The sequence below is a fragment of the Sphingomonas sanguinis NBRC 13937 genome (genome assembly GCF_001591005.1).
Lineage (GTDB): Bacteria > Pseudomonadota > Alphaproteobacteria > Sphingomonadales > Sphingomonadaceae > Sphingomonas > Sphingomonas sanguinis.
On the sequence record NZ_BCTY01000003.1, the window covers coordinates 125,571 to 149,492 of the forward strand.

The 23,922-nt window shown below is 67.5% G+C and carries 22 protein-coding genes; 11 read left to right on the top strand and 11 right to left on the bottom strand.

Annotation, left to right across the window (positions count from 1 at the left end; all coding sequences use genetic code 11):
• Nucleotides 1–93 precede the first annotated feature (93 nt).
• The 5 genes from SSA01S_RS03215 to SSA01S_RS03235 all read left to right on the top strand — a co-directional run bounded on the left by SSA01S_RS03215 (nt 94) and on the right by SSA01S_RS03235 (nt 6,743).
• A complete protein-coding gene (locus tag SSA01S_RS03215) occupies nt 94–900 on the top strand; it encodes a hypothetical protein (protein WP_061779188.1) in 807 nt (268 codons plus the stop codon).
• A gap of 49 nt (nt 901–949) precedes the next feature.
• Nucleotides 950–2,092, top strand: a complete 1,143-nt coding sequence (locus SSA01S_RS03220; RefSeq protein ID WP_082794905.1) for an ROK family transcriptional regulator — start codon at nt 950–952, stop codon at nt 2,090–2,092.
• A 73-nt stretch (nt 2,093–2,165) separates the two neighbouring features.
• On the top strand, nt 2,166–4,676 hold the full coding sequence (locus SSA01S_RS03225) for a TonB-dependent receptor (RefSeq protein WP_061779189.1): 2,511 nt from the start codon (nt 2,166–2,168) through the stop codon (nt 4,674–4,676).
• 100 nt (nt 4,677–4,776) lie between these two features.
• Nucleotides 4,777–5,715: a glycerophosphodiester phosphodiesterase family protein gene (locus SSA01S_RS03230; RefSeq protein WP_061779190.1), complete on the top strand. Its 939-nt coding sequence runs from the start codon at nt 4,777–4,779 to the stop codon at nt 5,713–5,715.
• A 110-nt stretch (nt 5,716–5,825) separates the two neighbouring features.
• Entirely contained in the window at nt 5,826–6,743 is a 918-nt protein-coding gene (locus SSA01S_RS03235) for a Gfo/Idh/MocA family protein (RefSeq protein ID WP_061779191.1), read from the top strand.
• Here the strand turns inward: SSA01S_RS03235 and SSA01S_RS03240 are convergent.
• The gene (locus tag SSA01S_RS03240) at nt 6,733–6,978 is read right to left on the bottom strand and encodes a glutaredoxin domain-containing protein (protein ID WP_061779192.1); all 246 of its coding nucleotides are present in this window, start codon (nt 6,976–6,978) and stop codon (nt 6,733–6,735) included. The genes SSA01S_RS03235 and SSA01S_RS03240 overlap by 11 nt on opposite strands.
• 104 nt (nt 6,979–7,082) lie before the next feature.
• Between SSA01S_RS03240 and SSA01S_RS03245 the strand changes: the two genes are divergently transcribed.
• Nucleotides 7,083–8,090: an SMP-30/gluconolactonase/LRE family protein gene (locus SSA01S_RS03245; RefSeq protein WP_061779193.1), complete on the top strand. Its 1,008-nt coding sequence runs from the start codon at nt 7,083–7,085 to the stop codon at nt 8,088–8,090.
• Between the two features lie 4 nt (nt 8,091–8,094).
• On the opposite strand, the gene SSA01S_RS03250 is transcribed toward SSA01S_RS03245, so the two are convergent.
• Nucleotides 8,095–9,576, bottom strand: coding sequence for a sensor histidine kinase (locus tag SSA01S_RS03250; RefSeq protein WP_061779194.1), 1,482 nt, complete (start codon nt 9,574–9,576; stop codon nt 8,095–8,097).
• A 197-nt stretch (nt 9,577–9,773) separates the two neighbouring features.
• Here SSA01S_RS03250 and SSA01S_RS03255 point away from each other — a divergent pair, with 197 nt between their 5' ends.
• Together SSA01S_RS03255 and SSA01S_RS03260 are read left to right on the top strand one after the other, a co-directional pair.
• Nucleotides 9,774–11,135, top strand: coding sequence for a glycoside hydrolase family 27 protein (locus SSA01S_RS03255; protein WP_061779195.1), 1,362 nt, complete (start codon nt 9,774–9,776; stop codon nt 11,133–11,135).
• A gap of 67 nt (nt 11,136–11,202) precedes the next feature.
• On the top strand, nt 11,203–12,519 hold the full coding sequence (locus SSA01S_RS03260) for a glycoside hydrolase family 28 protein (RefSeq protein ID WP_170171526.1): 1,317 nt from the start codon (nt 11,203–11,205) through the stop codon (nt 12,517–12,519).
• Here the strand turns inward: SSA01S_RS03260 and SSA01S_RS03265 are convergent.
• A complete protein-coding gene (locus SSA01S_RS03265; RefSeq protein ID WP_061779196.1) occupies nt 12,516–13,643 on the bottom strand; it encodes a cellulase family glycosylhydrolase in 1,128 nt (375 codons plus the stop codon). The two genes, SSA01S_RS03260 and SSA01S_RS03265, sit on opposite strands and share 4 nt — an antisense overlap.
• Before the next feature lie 159 nt (nt 13,644–13,802).
• Here SSA01S_RS03265 and SSA01S_RS03270 point away from each other — a divergent pair, with 159 nt between their 5' ends.
• A complete protein-coding gene (locus SSA01S_RS03270) occupies nt 13,803–14,780 on the top strand; it encodes a family 43 glycosylhydrolase (protein ID WP_061779197.1) in 978 nt (325 codons plus the stop codon).
• Nucleotides 14,781–14,790: 10 nt separating this feature from the next.
• Here the strand turns inward: SSA01S_RS03270 and SSA01S_RS03275 are convergent, their stop codons facing one another.
• Nucleotides 14,791–15,615 (bottom strand): IclR family transcriptional regulator, encoded by an 825-nt coding sequence (locus SSA01S_RS03275; RefSeq protein ID WP_061779198.1) that lies wholly within the window; start codon nt 15,613–15,615, stop codon nt 14,791–14,793.
• Nucleotides 15,616–15,687: 72 nt separating this feature from the next.
• Nucleotides 15,688–16,737, bottom strand: coding sequence for a zinc-binding alcohol dehydrogenase family protein (locus SSA01S_RS03280; protein ID WP_240954663.1), 1,050 nt, complete (start codon nt 16,735–16,737; stop codon nt 15,688–15,690).
• A 107-nt stretch (nt 16,738–16,844) separates the two neighbouring features.
• On the opposite strand from SSA01S_RS03280, the gene SSA01S_RS03285 reads away from it, so the two are divergent.
• Complete coding sequence (locus tag SSA01S_RS03285) at nt 16,845–17,183, top strand: L-rhamnose mutarotase (protein WP_061779239.1); 339 nt, start codon at nt 16,845–16,847, stop codon at nt 17,181–17,183.
• 2 nt (nt 17,184–17,185) lie between these two features.
• Nucleotides 17,186–18,307 carry a mannitol dehydrogenase family protein gene (locus SSA01S_RS03290; RefSeq protein WP_061779199.1) on the top strand — a complete coding sequence of 374 codons (1,122 nt, stop codon included), beginning with the start codon at nt 17,186–17,188 and terminating at the stop codon, nt 18,305–18,307.
• 132 nt (nt 18,308–18,439) lie between these two features.
• Here the strand turns inward: SSA01S_RS03290 and SSA01S_RS03295 are convergent, their stop codons facing one another.
• From SSA01S_RS03295 to fucP, 6 genes are read right to left on the bottom strand one after another with little or no spacing between them, the layout of a single operon-like run.
• On the bottom strand, nt 18,440–19,654 hold the full coding sequence (locus SSA01S_RS03295; RefSeq protein WP_061779200.1) for a UxaA family hydrolase: 1,215 nt from the start codon (nt 19,652–19,654) through the stop codon (nt 18,440–18,442).
• Nucleotides 19,651–19,950: a UxaA family hydrolase gene (locus SSA01S_RS03300; RefSeq protein WP_061779201.1), complete on the bottom strand. Its 300-nt coding sequence runs from the start codon at nt 19,948–19,950 to the stop codon at nt 19,651–19,653. Before SSA01S_RS03300 ends, SSA01S_RS03295 begins: the two co-directional genes overlap by 4 nt.
• Nucleotides 19,947–20,975, bottom strand: a complete 1,029-nt coding sequence (locus tag SSA01S_RS03305; protein ID WP_061779202.1) for an aldo/keto reductase — start codon at nt 20,973–20,975, stop codon at nt 19,947–19,949. Before SSA01S_RS03305 ends, SSA01S_RS03300 begins: the two co-directional genes overlap by 4 nt.
• A complete protein-coding gene (locus tag SSA01S_RS03310; protein ID WP_061779203.1) occupies nt 20,972–21,871 on the bottom strand; it encodes an amidohydrolase family protein in 900 nt (299 codons plus the stop codon). Before SSA01S_RS03310 ends, SSA01S_RS03305 begins: the two co-directional genes overlap by 4 nt.
• On the bottom strand, nt 21,856–22,587 hold the full coding sequence (locus SSA01S_RS03315) for an SDR family oxidoreductase (RefSeq protein ID WP_058732228.1): 732 nt from the start codon (nt 22,585–22,587) through the stop codon (nt 21,856–21,858). The genes SSA01S_RS03310 and SSA01S_RS03315 overlap by 16 nt, the downstream gene beginning before the upstream one ends.
• A complete protein-coding gene (gene fucP / locus SSA01S_RS03320; RefSeq protein WP_061779204.1) occupies nt 22,584–23,912 on the bottom strand; it encodes an L-fucose:H+ symporter permease in 1,329 nt (442 codons plus the stop codon). Before fucP ends, SSA01S_RS03315 begins: the two co-directional genes overlap by 4 nt.
• Nucleotides 23,913–23,922 lie beyond the last annotated feature (10 nt).

A 23,922-nucleotide genomic window follows, 5' to 3' on the forward strand; every position in this document is an offset into this window, starting at 1 on the left:
AACCCATGACCGCCCACCCCGTTATTGCCCCAGACGGGAATTGGAGCAATTCTGATTTCGCGCGTGACAGAACAGGACGCCTGACGGAGGTCCATGACATATCCCCACGACGAAGAACCCTCGTTCGACCCGCGATCATGGATCGAACGACGGGCCGTTTCGGTTCCACAACTATCGACCCAAGATAGGATAAGCGACGCCCCCGCCAAGGCGCCCCGCGCGTTTCGGCGCGGCAGCCGTGCCCTGCCCTGGATCGCCGGGCTGGCCATCGCGGCGTCGGGGGCCGTGGTCGCGATGCTGGCGCGTCCGGACCATGTCGACACGCAAGCCGCCACGGCACCGATCGCGCAGCCATCGGAAACACTGGAAAACCGGACGCTGGTCATCGCCAGCGCCGCCGACCTCGGCCCGACGCTGGCCGCCGCCGGGGTGTCCCCCGCCGATGGCCGCGCGGCGCTGGGCGCGATCGGGGATCGGCTACAGGGCAAGGGCGACATACGCCTGACCTTTACGCTGGCGCATCGCGGCGACGCGGTTCGCCTCGCCGCGCTCGATGCGGTGCGCGATGACGGGTCGGGGGTGACGCTGGTGAGCAAGGCCGACGGCTTCGTCGCCACCCCGCTCGCCGCGCATCTCCGCCGCGTGGTGCGGTTCGTTCGCGGCGAGCTGGACGGCCAGAGCTTCTACAGCTCGGCGGTGGCGGCGGGGGTCAGCGACGTGCTGATCGGACCGTTCGTCAACGCCTTCCGCTATGATTTCGACATGCAGCGCGAGGTCGCGCCGGGCGACGTGTTCGAGGCGGGTTTCGCCCAGCGCGTCACCGCCGAGGGCACGCCGGTGGGCTCGCCCGAGTTGGTCTATGCCTCGCTCTCGACCGCCGCCAAGGACCTACGCCCCTAGACCCGGCGGCTTTCATTTATTTGACACGGCGAAAATATAGGGCCGCTCCATGGCCCGCGCGCACCGACCACAGATCCGCCTGAGCGAACCGCAGCGCCGCGTGCTGATGCAGTTGCGGATCGAAGGGGCCGCGCCACGCACCAGGCTGGCACAGTTGCTGGGTATGAACGGCGCGACGATGACGCGGCTGACCCAGTCGCTGCAGGCGCTGGACCTGATCGAGGAACTCGGCTCGCTGGACGCGGGCACGCGCGGGCGGCCGATGGTGCCGCTGACCGTGTCGGGCCATGGCGGCTGGGCGATCGGGGCCACGCCGCATCCCGGCTGGCTGGAACTGGTGATCGTCGATTTTCGCGGACGGCCGCTGGTCCATGACACGACGCCGTTCGACAGCCCCGACCCGCGCGTCTTCGCCAAGGTCGTGGAGGCGCGGCTCCAGGCGCTGGCGGCGACGCATGGCTTCATGCGCGGCCGGTTCCTGGGCCTGGGCGTCGCGGTGCCCGGCTATGCGGTCCCCGGCGACCGCAACCGGCGTATCGTCGTCGACCGGGTGGCGGGATGGAACGAGGTGCCGCTCGCCGAGCTACTGGGCGATGCGCTGGGCATGCCGGTCTGGATCGAGAATGACGCGAGCGCGGCGACGCTGGCCGAATATTATCAGGACGGGATCATCGGGCGCTATCGATCGATCCTGACGCTGTTCCTGGGCCATGGGGTTGGCGGCGGCCTGATCGCCGAGCGTGACCTGTTCCTGGGCGAACATGGCAATGCCGGGGAGGTCGGGCGGCTGTTCCCCGGTCACCGCGAACGCCCCTCGGGCATCGACCTGCTCCTGACCCTGCGCGAGCAGGGTGTGGCGATCGACTCACTGGCCGAGATCGAGGGGCTGCTCGACAGCCATGCCGAGATCATCACCGCCTGGACCGAGCGGGTGATCGGACAGCTCGACCTGGCGGTGATGAGCGGCACCGTCTGGCTCGATCCGGGCGCGGTGGTCATCTCCGGCGCGCTGCCGCTGCCGCTGCTCCGGCGGATCGGCGACGGGCTGTCCGAGCGGTCGCGCCATCGCAAGGACAATTACCGCTCGTCGCTGCCGGATATCCATGCCTCCACGATCGGCAGCCGGGCCGTGGTGATCGGCGCGGCGATGATTCCGGTCCATGCCATCACCGCGACCCATGGCCCCATTTAATTACATGTAAGCAAATAAAACTGTCATCGACGACCGCCAAGGGGGCCGCATTCCGAAACCTTGGGGGGTTAGCATGCAGACCAAATTCCTGGCGGGCGCGGCGCTGTTCGTGGCGCCGATGATGACGCAACCGGCCTTCGCCCAGACGCAAAAGCCGTCGCAGGCCGAAACGACGACACCCGACGCAGCCAAGCCCGACGCCGACCATTCGGACATCATCGTCACCGGCTCCGCCCGGCAGCAGCGCCGCTTCGACGTGTCCTATGCCGTCAATTCGCTGTCGCAGACCGATATCCAGAAGCTGGCGCCCAAGAGCACCACCGACCTGATCGGCACCCTGCCCGGCATCCATGTCGAGGCGACCGGCGGCGAAGTGCAGAACATCACCCGCGTGCGCGGCATCCCGACCGATCGCGGGTTCCTCTATTACCAGCAGGACGGCCTGCCGCTGTTCCAGGAACTGGACGGCTGGTTCTTCAACCAGGGCGACGGGATGAACCGGCTCGACCTGATGACCGATCGGATCGAAGTCGTGCGCGGCGGCCCGGCCCCGATCTACGCCAGCACGGCGGCCGCCATCGCCAACGTCATCACCGTCACCGGCACGCCGACGACGCGTGGCAAGGTGCAGGCGACGGTCGGCGACACCGGCTATCTGCGGCTCGACGCCTATCAGGCGGGCCCGGTCAACCAGGACACCTACTACGCGATCGGCGGCTTCCTCCGCTATCATGACGGCTATCGCGACTCGGGCTTCCCCAGCGATCGCGGCGGCCAGATCCGCGCCAATATCAAGCATGACCTGGCGAACGGCTTCATCAAGCTGTCGGGGCAATATACCGACGACCACAACGTCTTCTATCTGTCGATCCCGACCAACGATCCGCGCAATCCGTCGGTCAGCCTGAACCCCTATATCGACTATTTCAACGGCACGCTGAACACGCCCGCGCTGCGCGACGTCAGCATCAAGTATCGCGACGGATCGGGCATCGTGCAGACCCAGCGCGGCGACCTGGCCAATGGCCGACACATCCAGTTCGGTAATGTCGCCTTCGATTATGAGGGCGATCATGGCGACTGGCACGTCTCGGCCAAGGGCGGCCTGACGATGGGCAAGGTGCATTTCGACGCCTTCTACTCGACGGCCAACCCGGTGGACGGCACGAGCTTCGCCAATACTTACCTGGCCGCCGCCACGACGGCGTTCGGCCCCGGCATCACGCGCATGGGCTATAGCATCGCGGGCACCGGCGGGCAGACGCCCTATGACCCGGCGGCCGACTCGGGGCTGGTGATGCAGGCGCAGTATCGCTCGATCCAGACCGACTTCTATTCGACCCAGGGCGACCTGTCGGTCACGCGCAAGTTCGATACCAGCATCGGCAGCCACGATATCCGCGTCGGCACCTATGGCTCGTTCTGGGGCCAGAAGATGTTCACCGCGTACCAGAATTATCTGATCCAGGTGAAGTCGAAGCCGCAGCTGCTCGACCTCGCGGCCTATGGTGCGAACGGTGCGGTGATGGGCTATGTCACCGACAAGGGTTCGCTCAACGACGCGGTGTCGCTGAATGCGGGCAGTGTCGAGGGGCAGGTGATCGCGCTCTACGGCACCGACACCTGGGACATCACCGACCGGCTGCGCTTCGATGCGGGCATTCGCCACGAATGGTACAGCTATAATGGCTATGCCCGGCTGACCGGCTCGTACAATCTCGGCGATGCGACGACGCTGGCCGACAACAGCACGCGCGGCTTCACCGGCTCGACCGGCGCGCTCAAGCTGAAGCAGCAGGCGACCAACTGGACGGTCGGCGCGAATTACGATCTCAGCCGCCATATCGGCATGTATCTGCGCGCCTCGCAACTGGAAGTGCCGCCGGGCACGACCCTCGCCTTCAGCTATCCGACCCCGGCTGTCATCCCAACCAAGGCCAAGCTGTACGAGGCGGGCGTGAAGCTGGCCGCGGGCAGCTCATATCTATACGTCACCGGCTTCTACACCAAGTTCGATCCGCTCAACGCGAGCTTTGCGGGCTTCAACCCCGCGACCGGCCGCGCCGACGTGACAACCAACTTCATCGGCACCGCCGAGACCAAGGGCATGGAGGCCGATGGCCGTCTGAAGCTGGCCGGTCCCTTTTCGGTCGCCGGTTCGGTCACGGTGCAGAACCCGCGCTATCTGAACTTCAGCAGCAATACCGGCCTGGACGGCAGCCGGGCGAACGGCAAGCAGATCATCCGCGAGCCCAAGCTCTTCCTGAACGTCCGCCCCACCGCCGACTTCCCAATCGGCGATGCGAATGTCAGCATCTATGGCCGCTACGACTATGTCGGCCGCCGCTACACCGACTTCTTCAACTCGACCGCACTGCCCGCTTACGGGTCGTTCGGGCTGGGCGGCATTGTGTCGTCAGGCGCGTGGCAGTTTCAGGTCGTCGGCGACAACATCACCAACGCGCACGGCTTTACCGAGGGTAATACGGCGGGCGACCGCTTCGGCCAGGGCGTGCCCACTGCGATCTTCGGACGTCCCCTGTTCGGGCGCAATGTGCGCCTGATCGTCAGCCGCAAATGGTGATCGGCGGCTGACACCCATCCCCACCCTGGGGCGGGCAGCCTCTCCGGCCGCCCGCCCCCCTTTTTTGATGGCCCACCCCCTTTTTGATCGAAAGCCCGTCATGAACCGTCCGCTTTTGGCCGTTATTGCCACCTGCCTTGCCGCGTCCGCCGCCCATGCCTCGCCCGAAGGCACGATGCGCCGTCTCCACGACCCCAAGGGCGGCCTGATCGTCATCGCGCACCGCGGCTGTCACGAGGCCGCGCCGCGTCATGGCATGGGCACGACGCCGGAAAACTCGCCCGCCGCACTGATGCAGTGTTTCGCGCTGGGCGCCGATGTGATGGAAACCGACGTGCGCCGCAGCCGCGACGGCCATCTGGTCATCATGCACGACGACAGCGTCGACCGGACCACCGACGGCACTGGCAAGGTCGGCGACCTCAGCCTCGCCCAGTTGAAGGCGTTGCGCCTGCGCCAGGACGAGGGCGGCGCGGGGGCCGCGCTGACCGACCAGCATATCCCGACGCTGGACGAACTGCTGGCGCTCGCCAAGGATCGGGTCGTCCTGAACCTCGACGTCAAGGATGCCATCTATGGCGAAGTGGTCGATGCCGTGCACCGGGCGGGCGCGCAGGACCGGGTAATCGTCAAGACCTTTGCCGGTGTCGCCTCGGTGCCGCTAGCCGCGATCGCACCCTATGACCGCGTTCCCTTCGCGGTCATCCCGATCAGCCCGCAACCCGATGCCGGAGATGTGCCGCAGATCATCGCCAACCAGATGGCGGGCCGCGTCAAGCCGATCGCGATCGAGCTGCCCGTCCTGCCGCTGACCACCCTGCCCCGCGTCATGCAGCGCGCCAAGGCGGTGGGCGTGCCCATCTGGATCAACACGCTGTTCAAGGGCTTCGTAACCGGCATGGGTGGTGACCCTGAGGCGCGGCAGGACCCCAAGGCGGTGTGGGGACGCCTGGCCGACATGGGCGTGAAGCTGTTCCAGACCGATGCGGTCGAAGACCTGCTCCGCTACCGCGACGAACGCGAAGGCAAGACGCGGTAACGGGAACCGATCCCATCGGGGTTTGACAGGCACCCCGATGGTACGGGAAAGCCCCGCCTGCGCGGCGGGGCCCCGATCCTGCGGGCGACAGGCGACCGGAGGAGACGGGAATGCGAGTGCTGGTCATCGGTCTGGGCGACATCGCGCGCAAGGCCTATCTGCCCGTCCTGGCGGTGCAGCCCTCGCTGGAGCTGCATCTGGTGACCCGCAACGCGCAAGTGCTGCACGACACGGCGCGCGCGTTTCGCGTGGCGGGGGCGTATTCCAGTCTGGACGAAGCCCTGCGTGAGGGTCCGTTCGACGCCGCCTTCGTCCATGCCGCGACCGAGGCGCATCCGGCATTGGTGGAGCGTCTGCTCGATGCACGCATCCCGACCTTTGTCGACAAGCCGCTGGCCGATACGTTGACGGAGGTGCAGCGTCTGGTCGCCCTGTCGCAGGCGCAGGACACGCTGCTGCGCGTCGGCTTCAACCGGCGGTTCGCACCTTGCTATGCCACGCTGCGGGGATCGGGCGCCGACCTGATCGTCATGGAGAAGCACCGTCATCGCCAGCCGGACGCTCCGCGCCGGGTGGTCTTCGACGACTTCATCCATGTCGTCGACACGCTTCTGTTCCTCGCCCCCGGAGCGGTGCGTCGCCGCGTGATCGAACCGCGCGTGGTTGACGGTCGGTTGCACGCGGTCACGCTGATGCTGGCAGGCGACGGCTTTACCGCGATCGGCATGATGCACCGCGACAGCGGCCTCAACGAAGAACGGCTGGAGCTGACCGGCGGTGGCGTCCGCCATGCGGTGCTCGACATGGCCACACAAATCCACATCACCGCCGGGACCGAAAGCCGCGCGCGGCGGGGCGACTGGACCACGGTCGGCGAGCAGCGCGGGTTCCAGGCAATGTGCCTCGATTTCCTCGCCGCCGCACGCGAGCGTAGGGCAACCCCGGCGCAGGATATTCTGGCCACCCATGAACTATGCGAAGCGGTGACCGAGAGCGCCGAGCTGCTGGTCGAACGATCTACCGGCTGAGATATGCCTCCAGCGCGTCGCTGCCGCCGATCCGCTCGCCATCGACGAAGACTTGCGGCGTGGTGGCGACGTCCTGCTCCGCCTTGAACGCGTCGACCTCGTCGCGTGACGACAGGATGCGGTCGTCGACCTGATAACCCGCCGCCTCCAGCATCTGCTTGGCCCGCACGCCGAAGGGGCAGGTGTGCTCGGGCAGGATCATCCGGTAGAGGATCGCCGTCTTCTGCTCCGCCATGTTCGTCTCCTGTGGTCGCCCCGTCAGAGCGTCGGCCGGCGCAAAGGGTTCCGCTTCTCCGCCAACGCTTGCGCCCCACCGGGCCTTCCCGCATCATCCGCCGCATGACACCCACGCGCCGCTCCGTCCTTGCCGCCGGTCTTGCCCTGGTCGCCACACCCGGCGCAGCGGCGGAGACCGCGCCGCGCCTTCGCCGCCTGTCGCCCGGCCTCGACCGGATGATCGCGCCGGGCACCGAGCCCGAGGTGATCGCGACCGGTATCCGCTGGGCGGAAGGGCCGGTCTGGGTGCCGCGCGGCGGCTATCTGCTATTCTCCGATCCGCCCGCCAATATCGTGCGTCGCTGGCAGCGGGGGCGCGGCGTTTCGATGGTGCTAAATCCCTCGGGCGCGGGCGGCACCGACCCCCGGCTGGTGCGCGAGCCCGGCGCCAACGGCCTGGCGCTCGACGCGCGCGGCGCGCTGCTGATCGCCAATAGCGGCGGGCGGAGCATCGACCGGGTCGACCTGGCAAGCGGCCGCCGAACGGTGCTCGCCGATCGTTATGCGGGCAAGCGCTTCAACAGCCCCAACGACCTGCACGTCGCGCGCGACGGAGCGATCTGGTTCACCGACCCGCCCTATGGATTTCAGGACGGCGACTCTTCGTCGTTGAAGGAGCAGCCGGTCAACGGCGTCTATCGCCGCCACGCCGATGGCCGGATCGACCTGATCGACGGTACGCTGACCCGGCCCAACGGCATCGCCCTGTCTCCCGACGAGCGGCGGCTGTATGTTTCGGTGTCGGATGCGGCGGCACCCCGGATCATGGTCTATGACGTCGATCCGCGCGGGCAGGTGAGCGGGCGGCGCGTGCTGCTCGATGCGCGGGCGATGGCGGCGGCGGGCGGTGCGGGGCTGCCCGACGGGATGAAGGTCGCGCGCGACGGGACACTCGTCTGCTCGGTGCCCGGCGGCATGATGCTGATGACCCCGGAGGCCGAGCCGCTGGGCCTGATCGAACAGGGCGCGCCGATCGCCAATTGCGCCTTTGGCGAGGGCGGCCGCGCGCTGTTCATGGCGGCCAATGACCGCATCCTGCGCCTTGCCCTGCGCCCCGGCTGGCAGGGCTAAGCGACTAGGCCGCACCCTCGACGGTACTGGCCGAGACCGGGATGGCGATGGTGCAATGCACACCGTCGGGGCCCAGCACGTAAGTGGTGCGCGCGTTCAACTGATAGGGCAGCGCCCGCTCGATCAGTTCGCGCCCCTGACCGCCCCGTCGGGGATGGGGCCGGGGCGGCGGCATGGCAACGCCACTTTCCCGCCAGTCGATATGCAGCCAGGGCTTGCCGTCCGGGCCGGACGGGTCGAGGCACCAAGTGATCGACAGCCGCCCATCCGCCTGGCCCAGCGCGCCATATTTGATCGCGTTGGTCGCCAGCTCGTGGAGCGCCATCGCCAGCGTGTGCACGGTCGAGGAACGCAGCCGCACGCCCTTCGGCCCGTCCAGCGTCACGCGCCCCGCCCGGCCGTCCATTGCCGCCAATTCGGTCTGGATCAGGTCCTCGAACGGCACCCGGTCATGGTCGCTCAACCGCGACAACAGCCCCTGCACGCGCGACAGCGCCGCCAGCCGATCGTCGAAATGCGCCAGGAAATCGGGCAGTTCGTCGGTGCCGCGCGCCGTATGGTCGGCGATGGAGCGGACGACCCCCATCAGATTGCTGGTCCGGTGCTGCAACTCGGCGATCAGCACGCGCTGCGACGCCTCGCTCCGTCGCAACGCGGCCTCGGTTTTGTGACGCTCGGTCAGGTCGGCCGTGACCACCAGAAAGCGGTTGCCATGCCCGCCCGCCAGCGGCAGCAGCGAGATCGTGCTGCTCGCCCAGACCTGCGAGCCGTCGGGCAGGAAATAACGCTTGTCGAGCGTGCTGGGACGGCCGGTCGCGGCGGCTTGTGCGATCGCCTGCAGGCTCGGCGCCATATCGTCGGGATGGGTGATATCGGCCACGCTGGAGCGGAGCAGCAACTCGGCGGGGCGCCCGACGATCCGGCACAGCTCGTCATTCACCCGCTGGAAGCGCCCGTCTGGCGTGATGACCGACAGGCCGACCGGCGCGGTCGCGAAGATCGCCGCAAGTTGGCTCTCGGTCTCGGCCAGCTTGACCTGGACCACCTCTTCGCGGAGCCGCAATATCTCGGCCTGCGCCACCTTCCACTCGGTGATGTCGCGCGTCGTCGTCGCCACGCCGTCGCCCAGCTTCACGACCGTCTGATAGAACCAGCCGTCAAACTGCTCATGCGTATAGTGATGCTCGGCCTGCTCGGGCTGGCCGGTTTCGGTCACGCGGCAAAAGGCGTCGAAAATGCCCTCGACGATCACCCCTGGGTTCCGCTGCAACAGGCTTTCGCCATGCACCTCGCCATAGCGGCTGGCTGAGGTGTGGTTGTTCAGGACCCAACGGAAATCAACGATCCGACCCTGGTCGTCGCGGATCGCCTCGAACACCTGGATCATATCGGTCGACGCGTCCATCGTTGCCTGCAACAGCTCATAGCTGGCCTGCAACACGGCGGCGCCCCGCTCTTGCCCGTTCGTCTCTTCCACCCGCGCCATTCCGACAGCCGCCTACATCCTCGCTTCTGCTGCCATAGCAGCCCGAAAGGGCCACGTATGCTGCGCATGTTAAAGCAACGCGACGGGACGATGTGATTGAATGTCCGACTTTCGGCGCCCAGCATAATCCTTGCCCTACCCTCGGCATCCTCTACACTTGTTCGACTAAAACATAACCGTGATGGGAGCAGGAACGGATGACGATCGGTAGCGGCGGGATCAGCCGTCGGCAGGCGCTGGCGGGCGGGGCATGGGCCGGTGGCGCGATGCTGGGATCGGCCGCCATGGCGACGCCGCCGCGCACCGCTATGCTGGCACCCCGCCCGCCCATGGGATGGAACAGCTGGAACAGCTTTGCCACCACCATCACCGAGGCGCAGGCGCGCGAAACTGCCGCCATCATGGCCAGGAAACTGTTGCCCTTCGGCTATGACATCTTCACCGTCGACATTCAGTGGTACGAGCCGGACGCGTCGAGCTATACCTATAACGCGGCACCGGTGCCCGCGATGGATGGCTATGGCCGGTTGATCCCCGCGCCCAACCGCTTTCCGTCCAGCGCCGACGGCTCCGGCTTCACGAAGTTGGCGGCCGATGTGCATGCCATGGGCATGAAGTTCGGCATCCACCTGATGCGCGGCATTCCCCGGCTGGCGGTCAAGCGGAACCTGCCGATCCTCGGCACCCGCTACCGCGCCGCCGACATTGCCGATACGACCAGCATCTGCCCGTGGAACCCGGACATGTACGGCGTCGACATGACCAGGCCCGGCGCACAGGCCTATTATGACAGCGTGTTCGCACTCTATGCCGGATGGGGCGTCGATTTCGTCAAGATGGACGATATGAGCCGTCCTTATGACGCCCACGCGCCCGAAATCGAGGCGGCGCACAAGGCGATCGGCGCGACCGGCCGTCCGATCATCCTCAGCCTGTCGCCGGGCGAGACCCCCGTCATCCGGGGTCCGCATGTCCGCCGCCATGCGCAGATGTGGCGCATCTCGGACGATTTCTGGGACGAATGGGCGATGCTGGAGGCGCAGTTCACCCGGCTGGAGAATTGGACACCCCATCGCGGGCCCGGCGCATGGCCCGATGCCGACATGCTGCCGCTTGGACGGCTGGCGCTGGGCAAGCGCGATACCAAGTTCACGCCCGACGAGCAGCGGACGCTGATGACGCTCTGGTCGATCGCACGCTCGCCGCTGATCATGGGCGGCGACCTGCGCTATCTGGACGCCGCCACGCTGGCCCTGCTGACCAACCGCGCCGTGCTGGCGGTCAACCAGGCCTCGACCGACAACCAGCCGCATTTCGTCGCGGACGGCACGCGGATCTGGTCCGCCAAGCCCGAGGGCGCGCCCAGCGACCGCTATCTCGCGCTGTTCAACACCACCGACAAACCCCTGGAGGTCGGCATCGCCCTGTCGCAGCTGGGCCTGTCGCGTGATGTCGAAGCGATCGACCTGTGGGAATGCAAGAGCCTGGGCCGGGCCACGCGCCGCTTCGCCCGACCCCTGCCGCCGCACGGATCGGGACTCTACCGCCTGCGCGCCTGAGGGAGGTGAACGAACCGTCCTCAACCGGACATGCCGTGGTGGGGATGAGGGTGGCAGGATGGGGCGCATGACGAACGCCCTGCCCCTGCGCCTCTGGCTTGCCCCGCTGCCGCTCCTCCTGCTGGTCGCCGCTCCGGCCAGAGCGCAGGACCGGCGACAGGTCCGCGAGCCTGCTTTGCCGACACAGGTCTGCACCAGCCTGGCTCCCGACGATGCCGCATGGCCGAAAGAGATGCGGCGGATACAGGCGGCGATCGACCATTGTCCGGCGGGTGCCGCCGTCCGACTGACCGGCGCGGGGCGCTTCGTCAGTGGGCCGCTGCGCATGAAATCGGGCGTGACGCTGTGGCTCGATCGCGGGACGATCCTGACCGCGGTCCCCGATCCGCGCGCCTATGACCGCGGGCAAGGGCTGTGCGGGACGATCGCGGCGAAGGGCAATGGCTGCCTGCCCTTCCTCTCCTTCACCGGCACGCGCGGCGGCGGGATCGTCGGCGACGGAGCGATCGACGGTTCGGGCGGCGCGGTCATGGCCGGACATGACGAAAGCTGGTGGCAGCTCGCCCGCCGTGCCCAGCGCGAGGGCGGCAAGCAGAACAATCCCCGGCTGATCGAGGCGGACGACGCCCGCGACCTGACCTTCTATCGCGTGACCCTGCGCGATGCGGCCAACTTCCATCTCGTGCTGAACGGGGTGCAGGGTGCGACCATCTGGGGCATCCGGATCGATACACCCGCCGACGCGCGCAACACCGACGGTATCGACCCGGGCGCGTCGCAGGACGTGACCATCGCCGACAGCGCCATCCGCACCGGCGACGACAATATCGCGATCAAGGCCGGGCATGGGCCGACCCGCTACATCTCGATCCTCGACAGCCATTTCTATGCGGGCCACGGCCTGTCGATCGGCAGCGAGACCAATGCCGGGGTCAGCGATATCCTGGTCCGCAACGTGACGATGGACGGCACGACCTCGGGCCTGCGGATCAAGAGCGATGCCAGCCGGGGCGGGCTGGTGACGCAGGTTCGTTACGAGGGCGTCTGCCTGCGCGGCAATCAGCGGCCGATCGACTTCGACACCCGTTATGATCCGGGGGCGGGAGGAATGGATATCCCGGTCTATCGCGACATCCTGCTGAAGGATGTGACCGGAGAAGATGGCACCCTCGTGCTGCGGGGCCATGACCCGCATCATCCGATGCAGGTGACGCTGGACGGCGTGCGCTTCGCCGCGACCGCGCGGTGGCAGGTCGAGAATGCGGCGCTGTCGGCCGGTCCGGGCGGCGTATCGCCGACCCCGCCGGGCCTGACCCTGCCGCCCGACACCGGCCCGGCGCCCGATTGCGCCGCGCGCTGGATGCCGTTTCCGGCGGGCGACTAACGCACCACCGGCACCACGCCCTTGGGCGCGGCGGAAAGGCGGCGGATCAGGTCGGTTTCCGCCGCACGATAGGGCGTGCCGTCGCGGCGAAAAACCTCGTGGAACCAGATGGTCGGCTCGTCCAGCACATAGGGCCGTTTCCAACTGTCCCAGGGCAAGCGCGTCTGCGTCTTCCCGTCGACAAAACCCCAATTCATCATCGCGACATTGTACCGCTTGGCGATGGGCAGCGAGCCGTCGAAGGTCGATCCGTTGCCGCGCGCCATATATTCGGTGCACAGGATCGGGCGGTGATAGGGCAGCAACTGCTTCACCCGTCGCTCGAACGTCTCGGGCCAGCTATAGTCGTGAAAGGTGATGACGTCGGACTGCGACAATTGCAGCCGGTCCATTGCCGAGGCCTTTCCGTCCGGCGTCCAGTCGTCGCCCTGCCACACGCCGGAGGTCAGCGGCTGCGACGGATCGGCGGCGCGTGCCCAGTTGAACACCTGTGCCAGCATCGCGCGGACCAGCGGTTCCTTGCCCTCCTGCCCCGGATATTGATCGGCTCCATTGTCGGGCTCATTCCACAGGTCCCAGCCCAGGACGCGCGGATCGTCCTTGAACGCGCCGATCACCCCCTGGACATAGGCCCGGTATGTCGGCCAGTTCGCCCGGTCGCGCAGGCCCGCCATGCCCGGCCCCTGCACCCAGCCGGAATTGTGGACGCCGGGGATCGGCGGATGCTGCGGCCCCAGTTTCGGGTTCGGGTCCCAGCAGCTGTCGAACAGCACGAACAGCGGGCGGATGCCATGCGCCTTCGCGATGGTCAGGAATGCGTCGATCCGCCGTCGAAAGCCGTCCGGGTCTTGCGTCCAGAGCTGATCGTGCAGGAACACCCGCATCGTGTTCATGCCGATGCCCTGCGCCAGGCCCAGTTCGCGGTCGATCCGCTGGGGGGCCCAGGTCTCGGCCTGCCACATCTCCAGCTGGTTGATCGCACTGGCCGGGGTGTAGTTCGCCCCGACCAGCCAGGGCTGGCGGTCATACCAGGCCTTGGCCTGCGCCTCGGTCCAGCGGGGTCGCGCCTCGGCGGGCAGCAGCGGCACCATCGCGACGATCGCCGCCGCCAACCATAGGCGCATCCTCATCCCCGTTTCTCCCGCTTCGATGCCAAAGGTCTTTTGCCCAGGCCGATGTCCGACCGAATGTCCTTGAAAAAGTCCGACTTATCAAGTCATGTCCGTCATCGAACGAGGCCGCCACCCGACACAGAGCGCCTGTTAGCCAAGGAGAGGATCAGGATGAGGCCGTTCGCCCCTATCGCCGCCGCGCTTGTTCTGGCGCTGATTGTCGCCGGTTCGGTCGCGGCGAAGAACCCGCAATTCGAGGGAGCCGACCCCCATGCGATGATGATCGACGGCGAAATGTGGATCTTCCCGACCGGCGGGCCGGGCGGAAGCTGGGCGGCGGACCGGTTCGGGGCCTTTTCCAGCCGCGACCTGAAGACCTGGCGGCCGCGCGGCGAGCTGATCCGGCGCGATCAGATACGCTGGATCAAGGACGACGGTGCGCCCGAGCATTTCCTGTGGGCGCCCGGTGTCGCGACGCGCAGGGGCAAATATTATCTCTATTACTCGGTCGGCCCGCAGAACCCGACGCCCAGCCGGATCGGCATCGCGGTCGCCGATCGGCCGGAGGGACCCTATCGCGACAGCGGTCGTCCGCTCGTCACCGGGGGACAGAGTTTCGAGGCAATCGACCCGATGGTCTTCCAGGATGCCCGATCGGGGAAAATCTATCTCTATGCGGGTGGCAGCGCGGGCGCGAAGCTGCGCGTATGGGAACTCAAGCCCGACATGGTGACCCTCGCGCGCGAAGTGCCGGTCGCCACCCCGCCGCACTTCACCGAGGGCGCGTTCCTGCACGAACGGAACGGCACCTATTATCTGTCCTACAGCCATGGCCGGTTCAACGGGCCGGACTATTCGGTGCACTACGCCACCGCCCCCTCGCCCATCGGCCCGTGGCGCTATCGCGGCGCGATCCTGACCAGCGACAAGACGCATCAGGGCCCCGGCCATCACAGCTTTGTCGAAATGCCGGACGGTCGCTGGCTGATCGTCTATCACCGATGGGACCGCGCGCCCGGCCCCGGCCCCTTCCAGGGCGAGCGCGTGGTGGCGATCGACCGCATCACCTACGCCCCGGACGGCACCATCCGTCCGGTCCGCATGACCGACCAAGACGCCCCGGTCCTGCCGAGGGCGCGGCAACGCTAAGCAGGCCGCGTTACGAAGCGGCGACGCCGTTGTCGGGACGGTAGCCAAGCTGCTGCGAGATGCGCGCGGTGGCCTCGGCCAGGATCAGTCGTGCCTCGGGGATCGTCACCGACTGCGATCCGTCGATCGTCTCCAGGAACGGGATGGTCAGCGCCGCCATGCAGTCGCCGCCAAAGCCGAACACCGGATAGCTGATATCGGTCACGCCGCGCGTGATCGGGCTTTCACGCAGTTCATAGCCTTGCGCACGCACCCGCTCCAGATCCTCGGCCAGCCGCACCCGGCCGATCGGCCGCCCCTGCGCCAGCTCGGCCCGGTCGATGATCCGTCCCAGCTGTGCCGGAGGCGCGAAGGCCAGCAGCACCTTGCCCGAACAGCTCGCCACGATGTCGATCGACGCGCCCATGCGCAGCGCGAAGCCCCGTGTGCCGGGATTCTCCTCGCGTGCGATGACCAGGCCCGCACCGCCCTCGATCACCACTAGGTGACAGGACTGCCCGACGGTCAGCGCCAGCGACTGCATCTCGGGCAGGGCGGCGGCGGTCAGCTGGCGAGCCGGGGTCGCGCGATAGGCGATGTCGAGGAATTTGTAGGTGACGCGATACCGGTCGTCGATCGGCGACTTTTCCAGGTAGCGTGCCTCTTCCATCACCACGACGATGCGGAACAGCTCGCCCAGCGATCGGCCGAGCGCGGTCGCCATCTCGCTGACCAACATGCCCTGCGGATGGTTGGCGAGCAGTTCGATGATGAGGAACGCCTTGTCGAGCGCCGGGGCGGCATAGCTGCCCTTGCGGATACGTCCCTCGCCCGTCTTGCCGCCCTCGACCGTCATACCGTCCCCCAGAACCAGTCCTATCGATTAGGACGCCGCCGGGCATCGGGCAAGGCGCGACGCCTTAAGCGGTCACGCGATGGTGACGATCGCCTTCAGGACCGAATCCGCCTCGGCGATCAGCTCGGGCAGGCGCTGCGGCGCTTCGTCCAGCGTCAGCGTGTGGGTCTGGATCGCATCGGTCGGAATGGCACCCGACCGGATGCTGGCGATGACATGATCGAAATCGACCGACAACGCGTTGCGGCTGGCGGTCAACGTCGTCTCGCGCTTGTGGAATTCGGGATCGGCAAAGACCAGATCGTCCTTGCACACGCCGACCAGCGTATAGCTGCCGCCATGCGCGACCCAGCCGAGCCCGGCGCGCATCGCATGGATATTGCCGGTGGCGTCGAACACATGGTCGAACATCTCGCCCTTGCTGATCGTCGTCAGTGCCTCGGCCAGGCCCTCGTCCGCGACGACGCCCTCGTCCAGCCCGAGGTGATCGCGGGCATAGGCCAGGCGTGGCGCGCGCGTATCGACCAGCACGATGCGCCCCGCCCCGGCGATCCGCGCGAACAGTGCGACCGCCACGCCGATCGGCCCCGCGCCGACGACCACCGCATCCTCGCCCACGGACAGGCCCGAGCGCCGCACCGCATGCGCACCGATCGCCAGGAACTCGACCATCGCCGCCTGGTCCAGTGACAGGCCCGTCGCGTCGATCACCGCGCTTTCGGGCACGGACAGCCATTCGCACATGCCGCCATCGGCATGGACGCCCAGCACGCTGATCCGGGCGCAGCAATTGGGCTTGCCCCGGCGACAGGCGCGGCACGTCCCGCAGGAAATATAGGGATTGATCGTCACGACCTGCCCCACCGTCAGCGACGAACCCGCCGGCGCCTCGGCCACTTCGCCCGCCAGTTCATGGCCGATCAGGCGGGGATATTCAAGGAACGGATGCTTGCCGCCATAGATATGATAGTCGGTGCCGCAAATGCCCGCTCGCCGCATCCGCAGCAGGACTTCGCCGTTACCGCGCACCGGGCGGGGGCGTTGCTCGACCCGGATTTCCTCCGGCTGCACACAGACCAGCGCCTTCATTTCCGCCTCTCCCGAATTCCTATATGCGATCATGCTCTCACATATGCCATTGAAGGCCATGAGAGGGAACGCTAAAACGACAGGATGACGCCATGGGCAATCAACAGCCCAAGCGCACCGACAAGAGAGGAGGCCCCTATATGGCCCGACGCGTATGTTTCGCCCTGGATCTGGTCGCCGATGCCGCGCTGATCGCGGAATATGAACGCGCCCATGCGCCCGGCGCGGCCTGGCCGGAAGTGACTGACGCGATCCGGGCCAAGGGCTTCACCGCGATGGAAATCTGGCGCACCGGCGACCGGCTGTTCATGATCGCCGAAGTTGCAGACGACTGGCCCCGCGCCATCCCGGCCGAACTGGCGGCGACCGATGCGAAATGGGAGGCGGCGATGGATCGCTTCCAAAAGCCCCTGCCCCATGCTGCGCCGGGCGAGAAATGGGTGGCGATGGACCGTATCTTCGCGCTGGACGACCAGTAACGATGACCGCCCCCGTGATCCTGCAATTCGGCACCAGCCGTTTCCTCCAGGCGCATGTCGATCTGTTCGCCGAGGAGGCCCGCGCCGCCGGACAGGAGGTCCCGCCAATCGTCATCGTCCAGACGACCCGCGATCCCGAACGGGCGCGGCGCCTGGCGGGCTTTACCGATCCGGCGGGTTTTTCGGTGATCCTGCGCGGCTTGCGCGATGGCGTGCGGGACGAACGCACGGTCCAGGTGCGCAGCGTACGTGAGGGCCTGAGCGCCGCGGCCGACTGGGACCGGCTGGTCGCGCTGGCGGTCGAGGCGGCGAGCCATATCGTCTCCAACACCGGCGACACCGGCTACGCCGTTCCCGATGGCGACCGTGTCGCGCCGCGAGCGGATCAGGTTCCGGCCAGCTTCTGCGGGATGCTGACCGAGTTGCTCCATCGCCGCTGGCAGGCGGGGCGTCCGGGGGTGACGATGCTCCCGTGCGAATTGGTCGTGCGCAACGGCGACATGCTGCGCGCCGCGATCACCGGCCTGGCGCGCGAACAAGGGCGCGAGGCGGCGTTCGTCTTATGGCTGGATGAGGCCTGCGTCTGGGCCAACACGCTGGTCGACCGGATCGTCAGCGAACCGCTATCACCCGCCGGGGCGGTGGCCGAACCCTATGCGCTCTGGGCGATCGAGCGGCAGCCAAAGCTGACCCTGCCGTTTACCCATCCCGCCATCGTGCTGACCGACGATCTGGACCGCTATGAGCGGCTGAAGCTGCATATCCTCAATCTGGGGCATAGCTGGCTGGCGGCCCGCTGGCATGAGGAAGGCGGCGCGGCGGACCAGACGGTCCGCGCCGCGCTAGCCGACCCGGCGACGCGCGCCACGCTCGACCGGGTGATGGCCGAGGAGGTGCTGCCCGGCTTTGCCGCGCACGGCATGACGGACGAAGCGAAGGCCTATATCGCCACCACGCTGGAGCGGTTCGCCAACCCGTTTCTCGACCACCGGCTGGCGGATATTTTCGGCGGCCATACCGCCAAGGTCGACAAGCGGATCGGCGGGTTCATCCGCTGGGTGGAAGGCTCCGGGGCGACGGTCGCCATGCCGGAGTTGCGGGCCTTGGCGGCGCGGCCAAGCTGATCGGCGCGTCGGGTTCGGTAGCTACATCCTCCCCGTCTTCGAGGATCAGCGGGCGCGTAACCCAAAGGCCAATCCACATCCAGATACGCCCCCTTCCCCTCGCCCCTCACTGAGGGGAGAGGGGAAAGTACCCTACGCCGCCCTGGGCAGGCAGGCCGGGCCCTTGGCGCCCGCCGCCTTATAGGTCAGCACGAATTCCTGATGCCCCAGCGCCTCCGACTTGGTCTGTGCGCCGCCCGACACCGCGACGATCAGGTCGACGATCTCTGCGCCCACCTCGTCCAGCGTCGCTTCCCCATAGAGGATGCGACCGGCGTTCACGTCCATGTCGCCTTCCATGCGCGCATACATTTCCGGATTGGCGGCGATCTTCACGACCGGCGAGATGGCCGAGCCGACCACCGATCCGCGCCCCGTCACGAACAGGTTGATATGCGCGCCGCACGCGATCAGCTCGCCGATCTCGGCATTGTCGACGATGTTGGGAAAGCCGAACTTCGGGTCACCCGCTGGCACCACATCCAGCAGATACAGCCCCGGTCCCGGCGCCTGCTCGGCGGGCAGTATGACGCCGGTGATCGGACGGCTGCCCGACTTGGCATAGGCACCCGCCGACTTCTCTTCCTGGCTGGTCAGGCCGCCCTCCGCATTGCCGGGCGCGAAGCTGCCATAGCCCATGGCGCGGTAATAACGCTCGGCCTGCGCGACCGAGGCGATCAGCGCCTCCGCCACCTCCGGCGTCGCGGCCCGCTCGGCCATATGGCCCTCGCAGCCGATCATCTCGCCGGTCTCCTCGAAGATGCAGATCGCACCCGCATCGTACAGCGTGTCGAAGGCGCGGCCGACCGCCGGGTTGCCGGTGATACCGCTGGTCCCGTCCGACCCGCCACAGATCGTACCGATCACCAGTTCGGACATCGTCATCGGTACGCGCACCGCTTGCGCATCGGCCGCTGCCCGGACGCGCTCGACGGCGGCGATCCCCGCCTCCATCGCGCCGCGCGTGCCGCCCGACTGCTGGATGACGATCGTCTCGACCGGGCGACCCTGCTCGCGGGCATTGGCCGCCAGCGCCTCGCGGTTGAAGCTCTCGCAACCCAGCGACAACAGGACGACGCCGCCGACATTGGGATGCGTGGTCAGCGCCTTCATCATCGCCAGCGCATAGTCATTGGGATAGCAGCCGGGAAAACCGATCAGCTGCACGCGCGGATCGTCCATCCGGTCGACGATCCGCCGCGCGACATGGTGCGCGCATTCGACCAGATAAACGACGACGATGGCGTCGCGAATGCCCTTGCGCCCGTCGGGGCGGGCCCAGGCCTGCCAGGTCCGCTCGGCCGTCATGCGTGATCTCCATGGGCGTCGCGCAGATGCGCGGGGATATAGTCGCTTTGCATATTGTGCATATGGACCCAGCCTCCTGCCGGGGCATCATGGGTCATCGACCCGATCGGCATGCCATATTTGATGACCTTGTCGCCGGTCGCCAGCGGCACCACCGCCAGCTTGTGGCCCAGCGCCACCCGCTCGGTGATCGACAGGTCGTAACCATCGACGGTGATACGCTCGCCCGGCTCGACCGTGCGACAGCAGACCGCGACATTGTCGGTCGGGGTCAGGCGGATCGCGGCGACGCTCATGCGCCCTCTCCCGGCAGGGGCGCGTCGGGGCGGACCAGCCCCTCGGCACGCAACTCCGCCCAGAAGGCGGCGGGAATGGGTTCGGCGTAAAGTTGCATCGTATCGGATACCTGTCGGGGATTGGCTATGCCCGGAATGACGCTGGCAATCTGGGGATGGGCGAGCACAAAAGCGAGGGCCGCGGCGGGCAACGTCACGCCGTGCCGCGCCGCCACCGCCTCCAGCGCGCGGACCCTGCCCAACACGGTTTCCGGCGCGGGGGCGTAATTGTAGCGCGCCGCTGCCTCGCTGCCTGTCGCCAGGATGCCGCTATTGTAAGGGCCACCGATCACGATGGCGGTATCCGCCGCCGCGCAGGCCGGGAAAAAGCCGTCCAGCGCGCCCTGCTCCAGCAGCGTGTAGCGACCGGCGAGCAGGATGACGTCGAACCGCGCCGCCTCCATTAGGTCCAGGCAAACCTCGACCTCGTTCACGCCCAGGCCGAATCCGGCGATACTGCCCTCGTCGCGCAACCGCTCCAGCGCCTTGAACCCGCCGCCCGTCGTCAGTTGCTCGCGATATTTCGCATCCGCCTCGCCATGCGTGACGCGGCCGATATCGTGGATGAACAGCAGGTCGACCCGCGCCAGGCCCAGCCGCTGCAGGCTGTGCTCATGGCTGCGCAGGATGCCGTCATGTGTGTAGTCGTAGCGCGCGTGGAACGGCATGGCGGTGTGGAAGCCATCGCGTTCGCGGTCGTCGGTGATGCCGGTGTCGGGCTCCATCAACCGGCCGACCTTGGTCGAGACGATCACATCCTGCCGTCCGCGCAGGGCATCACCCAGACGTCGTTCGCTCAGCCCCCGCCCATAATGCGGCGCAGTGTCGAAATAGCGGAAGCCGGCCGCCAGCGCGGCGTCGAGCGTCGCCTCGGCCTGCGCGTCGTCCATGGCGGCATAGAGATTGCCCATCGCCGCCGCGCCAAAGCCCAGTTCGGGCAGCGTGCAGTCGGTCTTGCCCACCCGGCGGCGGGGAACGTCGGTCATAGGTTCAGGCCCAGTCGATAGATACGATTGGCGTTGCGCCCCCACAGGTCGCGCCGCTCCTCGTCGGAGAAACCGGTCAGCAGCGCTTCATAGGCGCCCAGCGTCCGGTCGAGATCGGCCGCCAGCCGGTCGGTCGGGACATTGGTCGCGACCATCACCCGGTCCGTGCCGAACCGGTCGATGACCTCGGCAACGATATCGGCGAATCCGGCGGGGTCGAAGCGCGGGCCGACGAAACCCGCGCCCGACAGCTTGATCGCGGCGTGCGGCATGGCGGCAAAGGCGATCAGCCCGGCGCGCCATTCCTCCAACCCGTCCGCCACGATGGGCAGCGCCAGATGGTTGAGGATCACCGGCACGTCCGGGTGCCGCGCGGCAACCTCGGCCAGCCCCGCCAATTGCGGCGGGAAGCCGTGAAAGTCGTAGCTCAGGCCATAGCGCCCCAGCAGCGCATAACCCGCCCGCCAGTCGGGATTGCGGGTCAGGTCCATGTCATAGGCGCGCCGCGACGGGTCGGTCGGATGCCAGTTGATCAGGTGGCGGATGCCCTTCACGCGAGGGTGGCCCGCCTGCCAGGCCAGTTGCGGCTCGACCGCCGGATGGTTCAGCTCGACCCGCGCGACGATACCGCTGGGCAGGCCATCGTCCTGCGCAACGCGATTCAGCCAGACCGTCTCATCCGCGCCCTGGGATGGATCGGCGCCCGCATCGACATGCACCGCCCCGACCAGGTTCCAGGCGGACAGCTCCGCCCGATAGTCGGCGATGCGATAGTCGGGCGCGATGGCCGCATTCTCGGCCGCGTCCAGCCAGGGATAGCGCAGCACGCCGTGGTCCCACAGGTGGAAATGCGCATCGACAAAGGGCGGCCGCGCGGCGCTCACGCCATCGTCCATCCGCCATCGATGACGTGCATCTGCCCGGTCGTGTACGCGCTCTCGTCCGAGGCGAGATACAAAGCGAGCGCGGCGATCTCCTCGGCGCGGCCGAGCCGTCCCATGGGCTGGCGGGCAACAAAGGCCGCGCGGGCCGCCTCCGCATCGCCGGTCGCGGCCAGGCGCTCGTCCAGGCTCGGCGACTGGACGGTGCCGGGGCAGATCGCGTTACAGCGAATGCCTTGGCCGACATAATCGAGCGCGACCGAACGGGTGATCCCGGCCACCGCGCCCTTGGACGCGCAATAGGCATAGCGGTTGCCGACCCCGATGATCGCCCCCGCGACCGACGCCATGTTCACGATCGCCCCACCCCCTTGCGCGATCATGGCGGGCAGGAACGCCTGCAGCATATGGGTGATGGCATGGACGTTCAAATCGAAGGACAGGCGATAGCCCGCATCCTTCGTCGCCAGCAGATCGCCCGCATCGACATAACCCGCGCAGTTGAACAGCACGTCGACCGCACCCGTCCGCTCACCGAACGCAGCAATCGCGGCCGGGTCGAGCAGGTCGAGCGTCTCGGTCGTGCAGCCCTGAAGGCTCGCCAGAGCCTCGGCATTGCGATCGACGGCGATTACCTGAGCGCCCTCGGCCGCGAACAATTCGGCGGCGGCGCGGCCGATACCCTGGCCAGCACCGGTCACGATCGCCCGCTTGCCCGACAGACGGTTCATCCATTCTTCTCCTTGTGGCGTCCGATCAGGACCGCAAAACCCAAAACAACCGCGAAGCTGAGCGTGGGGACGAGCATCGCGAAGGTGATTCCGGCGCGATCGGACACCAGCCCCATCAGCGCGGTCAGGCCCGCGCCGCCGATGATCGCCATCACGATCAGTGAGGCCCCCGCACGGCGCAGCGGCCCCAGCCCCTCGATCCCCAGCGCGAAGATGGTCGGGAACTGGATCGACATGAAGAAGCTCGCCGCGACCAGCGCGATCAGCCCCGGCCAGCCGCCCAGCACACCCGCCACCGCGGTCAGCGCGATCGACAGGCCCGCGAACAGCGCCAGCAGCCTGACCGGTGCGGCACGCCCCATCAGCGCGCTGCCCAGGAAGCGCCCGGCGGCGAACAGCACCAGCGAGACGAACAGCGCATCCGCGCCGCTCCGCTCGTTCAGGCCCGCATTGGCCTGCGCATAGCGGATGGTGTAGCTCCACACACCGACCTGCGCGCCCACGTAAAAGAACTGCGCGACCACCGCGCCGAGCAGGCGCTTCTGCCGGAACACATCGACGAAGCGACCGCCCGAGGACGGGCCGTCGCTCGCCCGGTGCGGCGTGCCGCTGGGGAAGCGAACCAGCGCGGCGGCCAGCGCGAAGAGCAGCACGACGATGGCGATGGCGACATAGGGCGGCGCGATCGCCTGTACCTCGGCCTTGTAGAAGGCGGTACGCGCGGCAGCGTCCATCGTGGCAAGCGCGCGTTCGTCATGCTCGATGCCCGACAGGATGAAGTTGCGCCCGATCAGGATGCCGGTGATCGCGCCCAGCGGATTGGCCGCCTGCGCCCAGTTCAGTCGCCGCGTCGCACCCGCCGGATCGCCCAGCTCGCCCATCAGCGGGTTGGCCGAGGTCTCCAGGAACGCCAGACCCGCCGCGATCACGAACAGGCCGAGCAGGAACAGCTGGTACAGGCTGGCCGCCGCCGCCGGATAGAAGAGCAGCGCGCCGGTGCCGTATAGCGTCAACCCCAGCACGATCGCCGCCTTATAGCCGAAGCGGCGCATCACCATCGAGGCGGGCACGGCGAGCAGGAAATAGCCGAGATAGAAGACCTGCTGGACAAAGCTGGTCCCGAAGTCGCTGAGCGTGAACGCCTTGCGAAACTGCGCGATCAGGATGTCGTTCAGGTTGTTGGCCATGCCCCACAGGAAGAACAGGCTGACCGTGATGATGAGCGCGGGCAGATAGCCACGCGCCACGGTGCCCTGCCCGGCGGATGCGGCATGACCCGACTCTCCCGGTTGCGGGTCAACGGTCAGATCGGCGGGAATGGCCATCAGTCCTGCC